The sequence below is a fragment of the Methyloglobulus sp. genome (genome assembly GCF_964779595.1).
In genome coordinates this window covers 30,357-43,245 of the sequence record NZ_CBAROL010000018.1, presented here as the reverse complement: position 1 = coordinate 43,245, position 12,889 = coordinate 30,357, and the positions used below count along the sequence as shown (strand labels likewise).

General features: G+C 45.1%; 13 protein-coding genes. 6 read left to right on the top strand and 7 right to left on the bottom strand.

The features are described 5' to 3' along the window. Window positions 1–655: amidohydrolase family protein (locus AC1YY3_RS08230; protein WP_482194406.1), on the bottom strand; the 655-nt coding region annotated here is incomplete at its 3' end. 59 nt (window positions 656–714) lie between these two features. Between AC1YY3_RS08230 and mtnA the strand changes: the two genes are divergently transcribed. After that, complete coding sequence (mtnA, locus tag AC1YY3_RS08225) at window positions 715–1,749, top strand: S-methyl-5-thioribose-1-phosphate isomerase (protein ID WP_481823334.1); 1,035 nt, start codon at window positions 715–717, stop codon at window positions 1,747–1,749. 62 nt (window positions 1,750–1,811) lie between these two features. Here mtnA and AC1YY3_RS08220 read toward each other — a convergent pair whose 3' ends face one another. Further along, window positions 1,812–4,229, bottom strand: a complete 2,418-nt coding sequence (locus AC1YY3_RS08220) for an ABC transporter permease (RefSeq protein ID WP_481823335.1) — start codon at window positions 4,227–4,229, stop codon at window positions 1,812–1,814. 4 nt (window positions 4,230–4,233) lie between these two features. Next, window positions 4,234–4,932, bottom strand: a complete 699-nt coding sequence (locus tag AC1YY3_RS08215; RefSeq protein WP_481823336.1) for an ABC transporter ATP-binding protein — start codon at window positions 4,930–4,932, stop codon at window positions 4,234–4,236. 134 nt (window positions 4,933–5,066) lie between these two features. On the opposite strand from AC1YY3_RS08215, the gene AC1YY3_RS08210 reads away from it, so the two are divergent. The 5 genes from AC1YY3_RS08210 (at window position 5,067) to AC1YY3_RS08190 (ending at window position 10,936) form a co-directional block, all read left to right on the top strand. Next, complete coding sequence (locus AC1YY3_RS08210; protein ID WP_481823337.1) at window positions 5,067–5,531, top strand: hypothetical protein; 465 nt, start codon at window positions 5,067–5,069, stop codon at window positions 5,529–5,531. 89 nt (window positions 5,532–5,620) lie between these two features. Next, a complete protein-coding gene (locus tag AC1YY3_RS08205) occupies window positions 5,621–6,145 on the top strand; it encodes a methyltransferase family protein (RefSeq protein ID WP_481823338.1) in 525 nt (174 codons plus the stop codon). Window positions 6,146–6,302: 157 nt separating this feature from the next. Then, window positions 6,303–7,826, top strand: a complete 1,524-nt coding sequence (locus AC1YY3_RS08200; protein ID WP_481823339.1) for a phytoene desaturase family protein — start codon at window positions 6,303–6,305, stop codon at window positions 7,824–7,826. Then, window positions 7,769–9,424 carry an aldehyde dehydrogenase family protein gene (locus AC1YY3_RS08195; protein WP_481823340.1) on the top strand — a complete coding sequence of 552 codons (1,656 nt, stop codon included), beginning with the start codon at window positions 7,769–7,771 and terminating at the stop codon, window positions 9,422–9,424. The genes AC1YY3_RS08200 and AC1YY3_RS08195 overlap by 58 nt, the downstream gene beginning before the upstream one ends. After that, on the top strand, window positions 9,425–10,936 hold the full coding sequence (locus AC1YY3_RS08190; RefSeq protein ID WP_481823341.1) for a phytoene desaturase family protein: 1,512 nt from the start codon (window positions 9,425–9,427) through the stop codon (window positions 10,934–10,936). It abuts the gene before it with no gap. Between the two features lie 32 nt (window positions 10,937–10,968). Here AC1YY3_RS08190 and AC1YY3_RS08185 read toward each other — a convergent pair whose 3' ends face one another. The 4 genes from AC1YY3_RS08185 to AC1YY3_RS08170 form a co-directional block, all read right to left on the bottom strand. After that, window positions 10,969–11,559 carry a DedA family protein gene (locus AC1YY3_RS08185; protein WP_481823342.1) on the bottom strand — a complete coding sequence of 197 codons (591 nt, stop codon included), beginning with the start codon at window positions 11,557–11,559 and terminating at the stop codon, window positions 10,969–10,971. A gap of 209 nt (window positions 11,560–11,768) precedes the next feature. Beyond that, on the bottom strand, window positions 11,769–12,338 hold the full coding sequence (locus AC1YY3_RS08180) for a hypothetical protein (RefSeq protein ID WP_481823343.1): 570 nt from the start codon (window positions 12,336–12,338) through the stop codon (window positions 11,769–11,771). A gap of 17 nt (window positions 12,339–12,355) precedes the next feature. Beyond that, window positions 12,356–12,628 (bottom strand): type II toxin-antitoxin system RelE/ParE family toxin, encoded by a 273-nt coding sequence (locus AC1YY3_RS08175; protein ID WP_481823344.1) that lies wholly within the window; start codon window positions 12,626–12,628, stop codon window positions 12,356–12,358. After that, on the bottom strand, window positions 12,628–12,870 hold the full coding sequence (locus tag AC1YY3_RS08170; RefSeq protein ID WP_482194405.1) for an addiction module antitoxin: 243 nt from the start codon (window positions 12,868–12,870) through the stop codon (window positions 12,628–12,630). The genes AC1YY3_RS08175 and AC1YY3_RS08170 overlap by 1 nt, the downstream gene beginning before the upstream one ends. Window positions 12,871–12,889 lie beyond the last annotated feature (19 nt).

The following is a 12,889-nucleotide window of genomic DNA, read 5'->3' as shown; positions in this document are numbered from 1 at the left end:
GAACATGGATATGGATCGACAATTCCAGTTCGTCGGCAAAAATTTTGATTCTTTGTAACGGTTCGTCCGATACCGTATACGGCGCATGGGGCGCAAACGGCGTGGAAATCAACGGGTGGTGGCGAAGTTGTTCATGCAGGGCTAAACCTTTTTCAATATAAGCTGCGCTGTTTTCAGCCCAGACTGTCGGAAAATCAATGACAATCAGGCCGACACTGGCGCGAATGCCATGATGTATCGCTTGTGCTGCGGTAATTTCTGGGAAGAAATACATGTCGTTGAAACAGGTCGTTCCGCCCAGGATCATTTCGGCTATCGCCAAATCAGTACCGTCTTTGACGAATGCCTCGCTCATCCATTTTTGTTCGAGCGGCCAGATGTGGTTGGCAAGCCAGTCCATCAGCGGCAAATCATCGGCAATACCGCGCATTAAGGTCATCGCAGCATGGGTGTGGCTGTTGATTAAGCCGGGCAGTAGCGCGTGATGTTCCAGGTTTTCACAGCTGTTACTCTGATATTTTTGTTTGGCTAGTTCGGTAGGTAGCAAATCGATAATTCGGTCACCATCAATAACCAGCGTATGGTGTTCATAGGTTACGGATTCGGGTTCAACGGGTATAATCCAGCGGGCGTGGATAAGGGTATCGACGATCATGATAGTTTCCAGATTTAGATAGTGAATTATAACTTTATAGCCTGAGTTCTTATAAACAAATGACAAATAAACCTGCTGGCGTACAAGCCCTGCATTGGACAGGACATTCCTTAAAAGTACTGGATCAACGGCAGTTACCCGAAAAAATCTTTTATGATGAATATACCGATGCCCAAGGCGTTACCGAAGCCATCGCCACCATGCGTGTACGTGGCGCACCTGCTATAGGGATTGCCGCCGCTTATGGTGTAGTGCTTTCTTCTTATCAGCATTATTCCCAATCGGTAGATAACTGGCGGCAGCATGTTCTAGCGGATATTGAGCTGCTTGCAGAATCACGACCGACAGCAGTAAATTTATTTTGGGCTTTAAATCAGGTGAAAGACATTTTAGACAAGCAGAAAACTGATCCTCGAACAGCCATTCTTGCTTGTGCGGAAAAGATCCATACCGACGATATAGCCGCCAATTACAAAATGGGTGAATTGGGGGCGGATATTTTGGCGAATGCAAAAGGTATCCTAACGCACTGCAATACAGGAGCGTTGGCAACGGGGGGTTACGGCACTGCGTTAGGCGTGATAAGAAGCGTGTATGCACGGAATCCCGTCAAAATATATGCTGGCGAGACCCGCCCCTGGTTGCAAGGGGTCAGATTAACCGTATGGGAATTAGCGCAAGATGAAATTCCTGTAACCTTGATTGCCGATTCAGCCGCAGCTTGGTTAATGAAATCGGGAGTAATCGACTGGGTGATCGTGGGTGCTGACCGCATTGCGCTGAATGGCGATGTCGCTAATAAAATCGGTACGTATTCACTGGCTGTGCTGGCTAAACAGCATGGCGTTAAAGTGATGGTGGTCGCGCCGACATCGACAATCGATGGCAGCATGAAAAGCGGTGCTGAAATTGAAATAGAGCAGCGCCAGCAAAGCGAATTGTTACCCGCTTGTTATAAGGATAATGCTTTTGTAAGCGCGTGGAATCCCGTTTTTGATGTCACTCCGGCGGAATTGATTACAGCGATTGTGACTGAACGGGGAGTAGTTTTGAATCCTGTTGAGGGTGGAGTGGGTGGGCTGATAAAATCCTGACACATTGTTCGGTTGTCGGGACTAAACATGTCCCCGATTACTCAACGTCAGAAATCACTAGCTCAGTAACTAAGGCTAGAGCGTACGGCAATCTGAGTTGCATGACGTGCCGGCCAATAAGAAGCTAGCAATACCAGCACACTTACCAGCCCTAACCAAAGCCATACGGCAATTATGGAAAAAGTAAAATCGAGCTGTATGCCTAACATAATTTCACCCAATTTCCTGGAAAGCGGTTCAGCCAGCAAATAAGCAATTGGAATGCTGAGAAGCCAAGCCATGATGCCATGAAAAAAACCTTCCAGCATAAACAGCTTAAAAATCGCCCCTGAGCTTGAGCCAATGGCGCGAAGTACGCCGATCTCGCGTGTACGTTGCAACACGCCGATAGCCAACGTGCCAGACAACCCGATTGCACCGACTGCGGCAATTAAGCTGGCTAATCCCAATAGCATACTGGTGATTGGTCGGAATTGATTTTTGGCGTAGTTCCGTTGTTCCAGTTTGGCGATGGTGGTGTAAAAATCCAGTTTAATGTGTTGATCCTGAAAGGTTTGTTTTAAGGCATCGGCATAAGTGTTTTCTTCAACCAGAGAGTTAACATTAGCCGAAACCAGAGCAAATGAGCTGTTTTGGTTGTTCTTTGTAAGTGTTTGGACAGTGCTTAAAGGCGCATATACTGGTTCTACCGAATAACCAGAGCCTATAAACCAGCGGTATAATCCGATGACTTGCCATTCGCTACTTACTCGCCCAAATAGATTTACCTTAAGGGTATCGCCGACTTGAATGCCGTTAATTGCCGCGGTTTCAGCATTAAGTACCAGCACTTTTTGATTTTCATCACTGTTTTCAAACCAGCGTCCGGCGACAATAAGTGGTTGGTACATCGCCGTATTAACTGGCAAGGCTATGATTTGTGCGCCTAAACTGCCCGTTTGGTGAAGTAGCTTGTCATTTTGCGTTAGTTCGGCAGGTATCCTGTTCCAAAACTCCATGCCTGTGGATTGTGGTACGGTACTGATCAGCTCTTTAACTACAGTCGTAGGTTGATCGGCGCTAAAACCCAGGCGAACGGCAAATCGACTACGTGCCAGCTCGTTATCCAACGTTAGGTTGACGGATTCTATTAAGCTGATAATTACAATAAATAAAACGCCAGCAATAACCAGTACACTTTGCGTCCATAGCAAACGTGCTTTACGGCGAAATAAATTGCCTAAGGAGACTGCATAAAGTGTTGGTAAGGTGCTGAATATTTTAGCCTCAAGCCATCTGTCGAAGCGGTTACTGGCAAAGTCGACTCCCAGTCCGTAACTGGCGATAGCCTTGCGAACCGACATGGATGCACCACGCCAGATAGGCCATAAGGAAGCTAATAAGGGTGCAAGCAAGCCACCTGCGATCATCAGCCACAAAGTACGAGATGAATATTCAAAACCATTCATTTCGATATTGAACAAGTCCAGTAACCAGCGGCTACTGAAATAAGCACCTAGCAAACTCAGAGGCACTGCTATGGCAATGGCGAGCAAAGCTAAAATCAATACAACACTCAAGTAAATGCCTGCAATGGTCGAACGCCGCGCACCAATTGATTTCATGATGCCAATCTGGTCAGTTTGTTGGGTAATCAAAGCCGCGATAGTGTTAAGGATTAACACCGAGCTTAAGGCTAAAGATGCCCAGGCCATGATCGTTAAAATTAAATTTATGCCGGAAAAAAACGGCCTACCCCAATGTTGCTCAGGGTTTTGTAATAAGGTCGCGTTAACGCCTAATCCCAAAACGCTTAATTTTGCGCGGATTTCGCCCGCAATCAAACGCGCTTTTCCCTCGCTATAAGGCTGCGTTACCTGAACCAATAATTGCCGGAAAGTGTGGGGATTGATACCAAAAGCAACGGCTGTTTCAGGCGAGATAAAAAAATGCAACTGCCCACCAAAAGGTGGCGGTTTGACAAAAGGGTGACGGATAATGCCATCGACAGCAAACGCCTGTGGGCCAGTTGCTGTTTCAAACAAGATTTCGTCACCTAAATTAATCCCTGCGGATTTTGCCGATAAGCGTTCCACTGCTAGTGCGTTTTCATGCGGCCAGTGTCCTGATAACAAAGTCAGTAAGTCATATTTCTGCGCCTGATAATCAGGGCGAAATATCGCCGTACCCGTTTGCCATTGCTTGTTATCGGGCGTTTTAAATCGTACAGTAAATTGCGTAAGCGTATCAACATTGGCGACACCGCTAATCGCTTTGATTTGTTCTGCGACAGTAAAATCAGCATCGGTTTTAAGGATTAAATTAATGTGCGAAGGCTGGGATGATTTGTGTGAAGCATCCATCTTGCTCAGTTGAAGATCGATCATTCCCAATAGGGTGCCGACCACGAATATGCCTATGGCAATACTGCTTATTGCCAGCAAAGTGCGGGATTTATGGGCAAGCAGGTCTGCGCTGATTTTGTGCCAAAAACTATTCAAGGGCTTAGATAGTCCGTGCAGTCTTCAAATCATCATGGATGCGCCCAGAATGAATGGCAATGCGGCGTGATGCCGATTCCGCCAATGCTTCATTATGGGTGACCATCACCAAGGTCTTGCCTTGCCGATTTAGCTCTGAAAACAACGCAAATACCGCATCGGCAGTTTCAGAATCAAGATTCCCGGTAGGTTCGTCGGCGACTATCAATTGCGGGTCATTTGCCAATGCCCGTGCAATGGCAGCACGTTGTTGTTGTCCGCCAGAAACTTGGCTGGGTAGTTGCTGTGCTTGATCGGATAAGCCCACCAAATCCAGCAAATACCTTGCTCTTTCCAAACGTTGGCGTTTAGGTTTGTTTGCTACGAAGTCCATAGGCAGGATGATGTTTTGCAATAAGTTTAACGACGGCAGTAATTGAAAAAATTGGAAAACAATCCCAACGTTAGCGCCTCGCCATACCGATAATTGCTCTTCCTTTAGTTTGTGTAATGGGCTACCGCAGATATCCACTTGTCCTTGCGTGGGGCGATCAATTCCTGTCAATAAATTCAATAAAGTCGATTTGCCGTTGCCAGACGGCCCCACAATAGCGACAAATTCACCTGCGCTAATGTTCAAGGAAATATCGAATAAAACGGGCTGACTGATTTGCCCATTCATGTAAGATTTAGAGACATTTTTGAGATTTATGATGTGGGGCATGTGCAGAGATTATTAGATAAATAATACAGTTGTGCGATAAACCTTTAGATTCTATCATGTAGCTTCTTTACAAAATACTGTGCTTCTCTTACAAGGCACACAACACGTCATGCCATAATAAATGGAGATATTAAGTGAAAGAACTATTGCTGCTTATAGCGGGAGCAGCTATTGCTCTATTTTCTGCGTGGGTTAAATCGTGGATTGATCGAGAAGCACACTGTAGTAATGAAGTTTTCAAACAACGTATATCTTGCTTGAACCAAATTTGGTCTTCGTTCTTCGAAGTTAAGAATATCTATGCTAGAAAAATTCCATTAGGCCATACTGATTGGATAGCGCAGAATCGTGATGAAGTTCTCGAAAAATTAAATACGTTCAGAAAAGCTATTGATGAGAGTCAGATAGTTCTTAGCCAAGAAATAATAAGTGGTTTTAGAGAGTTAGATACGTACTTGTTTACGCTTCTAGACGATGAAGACCAAAAGCCATTTCAATATGTGTCCGATCTTAATGAAATATTAGATCAGCTATCGAAAGTAATTAATCAAAATATGTATAAGCGGGTATATAAAATTGATCTTCATCTTAGAACATAGGCATAACTCTGTGTTCAAGCGTACAACCTCATAGCTTGACGATGACCTCAATACAGCTATTTTGGCTCACGCTTGGCACAAGTTGGGCTATGATTGAAACGGTTATCGCACTCAAAACTCGGGTTCAGTTTGTATCGACAAGTTCGCTAGAATACCGTTCTGAGCGGTTAATCTGGTTGGTTGTTGCTATTGCTTTGATTGCATCGCTGTGGATTAAACAAATGCACTTGATAGCATTACCGATACAAGCCGTTAATCGCCAGGTGATTGCTATCGTAATTTTTATAAGTGGACTCGTACTGCGGTGCTATGCAGTATTTAGCTTAGGGCAGTTTTTCAGCACCACAGTGGCTACACAAAGCAGACATATTCTAATTGAAAAGGGTCCTTATCAATTTATTCGACATCCAGCTTATACGGGTTTGCTAATCAGTTTTTTCGCTGCGGGCTTGGCTATGGGTGATGGTTTGGCTTTATTGGCCTTGTTTTGTCCCGTTGCTTATGTGCTAATGCAACGGATAAGCATTGAAGAACAGTGGCTGGCTGGACATTTTGGTAAAATCTATGATGATTATTGCCTACGTACAAAAAAATTGCTCCCGTGGATTTATTAGCAGTTACTTACACCTGCCACTTAATTGCAAATTTGCCATGCAATGACTTATCGAGTTTAAAACTCGTATTTTGTCTTGACTATATCGTCTACAAAAGGCACATTTGATGGCTGGTCATCAATCCCCACATAATAATTCAAAAATTAACCTACTAAACATGTCAAAAACAAAACATATCGTAATCGTCGGTGCGGGGCCTGGCGGTTTGTGTGCAGGAATGCTGTTAAGCCAGCGCGGTTTTAAAGTAACTATCTATGAAAAAAATTCCGAAGTCGGTGGGCGCAATCGACCGATTCGTCTGGATGGTTTTGTGTTCGATACTGGGCCGACGTTTTTGTTGATGAAATATATTTTGGATGAAATGTTCCTGCTTTGCGGTAAACAAAGCGAAGATTATTTGGAGTTTATCAAGCTCGATCCGATGTACCGTTTATTGTTTTCAGATCGTGAGGTAGATGTTTATTCTGACCGCGACAAAATGCGTGCTGAATTACAGCGGACTTTTCCTGAAGGTAGCGCAGGTTTTGATCGCTATATCAAGCAGGAAGGGGAGCGTTTTCGCAAGTTATACCCCTGCATAAAGCGCGATTACAGCAGCCTGAAAGCTTTTTTTTCCTGGGATTTGATTAAGGCTGTGCCGTATTTGGCACTTAATCACAGTGTTTTTTCCAATCTTGGAAAGTATTTCAAAGAAGAGAAAATGCGTCTGGTATTTTCATTTCAGTCCAAATATTTAGGTATGTCGCCTTGGGAGTGTCCCGCTTTGTTTACCATGTTGGCTTATCTGGAGCATGAATATGGCATTTATCACGTCAAAGGTGGGTTGAATAAGATTGCCGCAGCAATGGCTAAGGTGATAGCGGAGCAGGGTGGTGCGATTCATACCAACAGTCCGGTCGAAGCATTAGTCATTGAGGACAAGGTGGTAAAGGGCGTACGTTTGCAGGATGGAACGGTAGTGGAAGCTGATGAGGTTGTGGTTAATGCCGATTTTGCCTATGCCATGACGCATCTGGTCAAACCCGGTGTACTAACGCAACATAGCGCAGAGCAGCTTAAAAAGAAGGATTATTCCTGTTCGACATTTATGCTGTATCTGGGGCTGAACAAACGCTATGATTTACCGCATCATTCCATTGTTTTTGCTAATGATTACAACACTAATATTGGCAATATTTTCCGCAAAAAGACCTTAACCAAAGATTTCTCCTTTTACGTACATAATGCTTCTGTTACTGATGAAAGCCTAGCGCCGGAAGGAAAATCCGCGCTCTATGTGTTAGTACCGATGCCGAATAATGAAAGTGGTATTGACTGGGATAACATCTGTGCCGACATGCGCGAGCAAGTGTTGGATGCGTTGGGGAAACGTCTGGGCATGGCTGACATCCGCGAGCAAATTGTGTGTGAAAAAATCATTACCCCAAAAACCTGGGCGGCAGAAGAAAATGTGTTTATGGGCGCGACCTTCAGCCTTTCGCATAAATTCAGCCAACTTTTGTACTGGCGACCGCGCAATAAATTTCAGGAGCTTGACCATTGTTATCTGGTGGGTGGTGGTACGCACCATGGTAGTGGATTGCCGACTATCTATGAATCGGCACGTATTTCCACTAACTTGATTTGCCAGAAATACGGCGTGAGTTATTCCGAAGTGGATTGCCGTCCCGCTCCGGTTTAACAATGGGCGAGACGATTCAAGTCATTTCGCCGCTGGATGAACGAATTCTTAAGTCGTATTCGATCACTAGCCGAGACGAAATAGCGCAGAAAATCGAAGCTGCTCGGTTAGCGGCAATTATTTGGGCTGGGTATGCCGTACCAAAACGCGTTGCGTTGCTATCCCGGCTAAGAGCGATTGTGCTTGCGGATCTTGATGACATAGTTTCGACCATCATGACCGTGACGGGCAAGGTAAAAACCGAAGTCCTGCTGGGCGAAATTTATCCGGTGTTGGAATTGCTTACGTTTTACGAAAAGAATGCCGCACGTAGTCTTGCACCTTGTCGTTTAAGCACATCGCCTTTGGCATTCCCCAATGCCAGCGCACAGTTTGAACGTCGCCCTCATGGTGTGGTAGCCATTATTTCGCCTTGGAATTTTCCCTTTCAGTTGACCTTAAGTCCCTTATTCACTGCGCTTTTTAGTGGTAATGCGGCGATTTTTAAAACGTCTGAATTAAGCATTCCGGTTGGCGAGTTAATCATGCAGCTATTAAGCCGCATTGACCTACCCACAGGACTGGTGCAACACATTATCGGTGGATCGGATGTTGGAGAACACTTGATTGACAGCAGGCCGGATTTGGTATTTGTCACGGGTGGGGTAAGGGCAGGGCGGGCTATCATGGCGAGAGCCGCGCAGCATCCCATACCCGTCATACTGGAGCTGGGCGGCAAAGATGCCATGCTGGTGTTTGATGATGCCAACCTAACGCGTGCCTGTAACGCTGCGCTGTACGGTGCTTTCAGCAATAGTGGGCAAGTCTGTGTTTCGGTAGAGCGTTTGTATGTGCAGGACAGTTGCTACCCGCAATTTGTACAAATGCTACAAGATGCAGTGGCAACGCTAACTCTAGGTCATGGTGAAGAAGGTGATTTAGGTGCGTTAACTTCCCTGGATCAGTACGCTGTTGTTAAAGCGCATTATCAAGATGCCATAGCCAAAGGTGCGAAAGCGTCTGCCCCCTTACAATTACACGGACGGTATTTGAAGCCCGTCGTGCTATGGGATGTGACGCATGATATGAAAATTATGCGAGAAGAAACTTTTGGCGCATTGCTGCCCGTCATGGCATTCACCACAGAAGAACAGGTCATCCAACTTGCCAGCGACAGCGAATATGGCTTGAATGCCAGCGTTTGGAGTGCCGATATTAATAAAGCTGAACATGTAGCCAGACAATTACAGGTGGGGAATTGGGCGGTTAACGATGTCATCAAAAATATCGGTCATGCCGGTTTGCCTTTTGGTGGAGTCAAGAACAGCGGTTTTGGACGATACCACGGTGCAGAAGGCTTGCGAAATTTCACTTACACCGTTTCGGGGCTGACAAGTCGTAGCAAACTTAATGACGAACCCAATTGGTTTCCTTATTCTGACAAACGCTACTTACAAATGCGCGGCTTTATCGATTTTGTCTTTGGCAATGGTTCATTATGGCAACGGACTGTACGGAATTGGCAGGCATTACAGGCATTTCGCGGCTATGCCCAATCCAATGCTCGGCAGCATTGGGAAAATTTGTTGATATTTTTATTAAGAAGACGGGATTACTAAATGAACACCAACCCTAATAAACCGATGGTTGATAAAAAAGTCGTGGTGATTGGCGCTGGCCTAGGTGGGTTATCAGCCGCTATTTCATTGGCTACCGAAGGCTTTACTGTTGATTTGCTGGAAAAAAACGATAAGGTCGGTGGCAAGCTGAATGTGTTGCAAAAAGACGGCTTTACCTTTGACTTAGGGCCTTCGATCCTGACCATGCCGCATATTTTCCAAAAGCTGTTTACCCACGCTGGCAGAAAAATGGAAGATTACGTCACCATCCAAACCGTTGAACCGCACTGGCGTAACTTCTTTGAGGATGGTTCTACGCTGGATTTAAGTTCAGATCCCGTCCGTATGAAACAAGAATTGGACAAACTCGGCCCAAATACGGCAGAAGAGTTTGAGCAATTTTTGGCCTATTCGAAAAAACTCTGTGAAATTACCGAGCAAGGCTATTTTGAGAAGGGCATAGATTCATTTTGGGAGCTAATCAACCATTACGGCGCAGTACGTAGCCTACTGGATTTTGATGTTTTCCGCTCTATGGATCAAGGTGTCAGGCGGTTTATCAAAGATCCTAAACTGGTTGATATCCTCAATTACTTTATTAAGTATGTTGGTTCATCACCTTACGATGCGCCCGCTTTGATGAACTTGTTGCCTTACATTCAATTTGGTTATGGCCTTTGGTACATCAAAGGTGGCATGTATGGCATGGCACAAGGGCTGCAAAAATTGGCTGAGGAATTGGGTGTCAATATTCGTGTAAATGCAGAAGTTGCCGAAATTCAGCATACCGGAGGCCGCGTAACTGCGGTGCGCTTAAGCGATAACAGTATCATACCTGCGGATATTGTCGTCTCCAATATGGAAGCTATTCCTGCTTATAAAAAGCTATTTAAAGACCAGGAAAAAGAAATCCAGCGACTGCAACGTTTTGAGCCTAGCTGTTCAGGCTTGGTGCTGCATTTGGGCGTAGACCGTATTTACGATCAGCTTGCCCACCATAATTTCTTTTACTCGGATCATCCGCGCGAGCATTTTAATGCAATATTTAAAAGTAACCGCTTATCTGAAGACCCGACCATTTATCTGGTTGCGCCTGTCAAAAGCGATCCCAGCCAAGCGCCATCGGGCTGTGAAATTATTAAGATATTGCCGCATATTCCCCATCTTAATCCTGACCATCCTTTGCAAGCAGAAGATTATGCGGCAATGCGTGAGCGGGTTCTGATTAAGCTGGAAAGAATGGGTTTGACCGATTTAAGGAAACATATCGTCTGTGAAGAAACCTGGACACCAATAGATATTGAGCAGCGCTATTATTCTAATCAAGGCTCAATTTACGGGGTCGTGGCGGATCGATTCAAAAATCTGGGTTTTAAAATTCCGCAGCGCAGTAAGCAATTCAGCAATCTTTATTTTGTCGGCGGCAGTGTCAATCCCGGCGGTGGTATGCCGATGGTCACTCTGTCAGGGCAATTGGTAAGGGATAAGATATTGGCTGATCTAAAAAAATAGAAGTAACAGCCAAGACTAGGCAACAAGAACAACTACCGATTACGATCTCGCCGCTTCTGCAAAAAATGTTCTTCCAACTTCTTAAAATAAGTATGGATAGCAAAAAGAAATCCCCCTGCTATAGGCAGTGCGAAATACCAATGGTCTTTGGATACTGACAAGACATTTAAAATTTCTGCGCCGAAGATATAAGCAGGTGTAATCGTGATGGCCGCCCAAACCCAGGCACTCAGCAAGTTGATGATGGCAAATTGTTTGGCAGGGTATTTGGTGATGCCGATGGACATCGGAATGACAGTACGCAAGCCATACATGTATCGCTGTGCGAAGATAATCGGCCAACCGTATTTTTTTAACAGCAAATTGGCAATCGCAAATTTACGGCGTTGGCTGTGGAGCTTGCGCTGGATAAAGCCTTTGTTGAAGCGGCCTATGTAGAAATAGATTTGGTCTCCTGCGAAGCCGCCCAAACCCGCCACAAAGATTGCCATGAAGTAACTCATGTCGCCGGTATGGGCCATTATTCCGCCCATAATCAGCCCCATTTCGCCTTCTAATATGCTCCAAAGGAATAGGATTGAATAACCGTAATCCTTAAGCCAACCGACAAATAATTCTTCCATCAACTCTTAATATGGGTATAAAACTGCCCTGTAATCATAAATCGCCGCAAAAACTATCAGCTTAGGGTAAACGGATTATCGAAGGTTGAGTATTCAGTTTTAGGTTAATAACAAGCGGCCCGAACGGTGCTGCTTCCGCTAAAAAACCGCTTAATTATGCCAGTTATTTTCTAATGTTGTCCGTTTTCTTTAGTTATCCTTGATTATGGTTATGATTCAACAGTGGTAACTAGGTGCATAGCTTTCCACAGTTTAACAATCGCCAATCCAATAACTATATAAATCAAGGCCGCGCATATATAAAGTGGGTAGTATTGGGCTGATTGGGTAAGATATTGGGTCCAAGACAATTGTCCAAAACGATCGGATAAAACATAAAAGCTGCCGTTCGAGACAACAAATGCCACTGTTGTTGCGATTGTTGCCAGCCCAAATGTCTTGAATGAATCAGCAAAGCGCAAGGCTTTGAATGTAGAACAGTATCTGCCTGCAAACCACATCGCTGCGTAAGTCGGGATCAAACAGACGTAGGCTGGGGAAATGCAAAAATCGCTGACACTAAATTGCGTGATTGCCAGGTAATCAATCATGCCAGCTTCAAGCAATAACAAAGCAAAAAACCAGAACCCGCTAAAGGCCATACCAGCCAGAAAAAATACCGCCAATGTGGCATCTGGCAATGAAAAGGCAGAACCGAAGTGGTGGAAGCGTGTCAACGCCATGATTGCCACCAGTGCAAGCGGTAAAAATTGAATGTGTTGCCAGAATTTGTTGTTCATTTAAGTATCTCCAAAGTTTATTGACCAAAAAGGTCGGAATGTGTGCCGGTACGTTCAAAGTAAACTACTTCACCATCCACACTGTAAATTAATACCCAATCAGGTTCGATATGAAGGTCACGACTTGGCTTCCATTCGCCTTTTAGTGGATGGTCATCCAGCTCGCGTGGCAAAGGTTGGTCAGCCAACAACAGGCCGATAACGTCACGCAACTTGTTCATATTCCTGCCGCGTTTTTCCGCTAGTTTCACGTCGCGTTTAAACTGATTGGTGTATTTTGGCAACCGCATCAAATACCCAACTGTTTGAACAGGTCTTCCGCACTGGTGGCACTGAACACATCTTCACCTAGGCGACACTTGCGAATCGTTTCAGCGGTCAATGCGTTGGGTGTTTCGCTGTCTGCAATGTAAAGGCGCATCAGGTCACGGATGATCTGAGCGGCGGGGCGATGGCGGTTTGCAGCAACGACCATAAACTGGTCGCGTAGCTCCGATTCCATCTTGATCGACATTTGCACTTCTTTAGCCATGTTAACCTCGCTAGTTTGG

Coding starts and splice junctions, on each gene's coding strand:
- mtnA (WP_481823334.1), top strand. CDS start 715: ATGACAAATAAACCTGCTGGCGTACAAGCCCTGCATTGGACAGGACAT.
- AC1YY3_RS08205 (WP_481823338.1), top strand. CDS start 5,621: ATGATTGAAACGGTTATCGCACTCAAAACTCGGGTTCAGTTTGTATCG.
- AC1YY3_RS08180 (WP_481823343.1), bottom strand. CDS start 12,338: ATGAACAACAAATTCTGGCAACACATTCAATTTTTACCGCTTGCACTG.
- AC1YY3_RS08185 (WP_481823342.1), bottom strand. CDS start 11,559: ATGGAAGAATTATTTGTCGGTTGGCTTAAGGATTACGGTTATTCAATC.
- AC1YY3_RS08190 (WP_481823341.1), top strand. CDS start 9,425: ATGAACACCAACCCTAATAAACCGATGGTTGATAAAAAAGTCGTGGTG.
- AC1YY3_RS08175 (WP_481823344.1), bottom strand. CDS start 12,628: ATGCGGTTGCCAAAATACACCAATCAGTTTAAACGCGACGTGAAACTA.
- AC1YY3_RS08215 (WP_481823336.1), bottom strand. CDS start 4,932: ATGCCCCACATCATAAATCTCAAAAATGTCTCTAAATCTTACATGAAT.
- AC1YY3_RS08170 (WP_482194405.1), bottom strand. CDS start 12,870: ATGGCTAAAGAAGTGCAAATGTCGATCAAGATGGAATCGGAGCTACGC.
- AC1YY3_RS08200 (WP_481823339.1), top strand. CDS start 6,303: ATGTCAAAAACAAAACATATCGTAATCGTCGGTGCGGGGCCTGGCGGT.